The organism is Oleiphilus sp. HI0132, assembly GCF_001635845.1.
Window position 1 is genome coordinate 1 of sequence record NZ_LWGJ01001772.1, and the last position, 757, is coordinate 757.

Consider the following 757-nt stretch of genomic DNA (forward strand, 5'->3'; position numbering starts at 1 on the left):
AATATACGGCCTTGATCGCTAGCGGCGTACTGGATTTTGAAGAGACGGTTAAGCTCGTTAACCTTCGTGGTAAGCTTATGCAGGGAGCGGTTCCTCTAGGTGAGGGCGGTATGGTTGCTCTTTTGGGGCTTGATGATGATAAAGCTAAAGAGGCTTGTAAAGAGGCAGCCCAAGGGCAAGTTGTTGCGCCGGCAAACTTTAACTCTCCTGGTCAGATCGTCATATCGGGTGCGACCGATGCGCTGGACCGGGCGATGGCTATCGCAAAAGAAAAAGGCGCTCGTCGTACTGCGAAGCTTCCTGTAAGTGTTCCTTGCCATTGTGACTTGTTACAGCCTGCAGGTGAAGAGTTGGCAAATGCAATGTCGAAACTGACATTTAAAGAACCCGGTATTCCTATTGTGCAAAATGTGAATGCTCAGGTAGCCACAAACCTGGAAGAGCTAAAGACAAATTTATTGGCTCATTTGCATAGCCCCGTACTTTGGTCACAATCGGTCACTAAGCTGATTGAGCTAGGTGCCGACACTTTCGTTGAATGTGGTCCTGGTAAGGTGCTAGCGGGCTTAAATAAACGAATTGATAAAACGGTTAACACGATGGCTATGTCAGACGTGAGTAGTCTTGAAAAAGTAGTTTCCGGTTTATCAGATTAAACATGCTGTATAGGGTGCGCGGTGCGCACCAAGTTAAAATACCAAAATAAAGAACAGGAAAATGGCAATGGAAAAGAAGGTGGCGTTAGTCACGGGCGCAA

1 protein-coding gene is annotated in these 757 nt (G+C 47.0%); it reads left to right on the forward strand.

The window, feature by feature from the left end; genetic code table 11:
* On the forward strand, positions 1 to 656 hold a 656-nt coding region (locus tag A3766_RS26965; RefSeq protein ID WP_068643335.1), incomplete at its 5' end, for an ACP S-malonyltransferase.
* Positions 657 to 757: the final 101 nt, after the last annotated feature.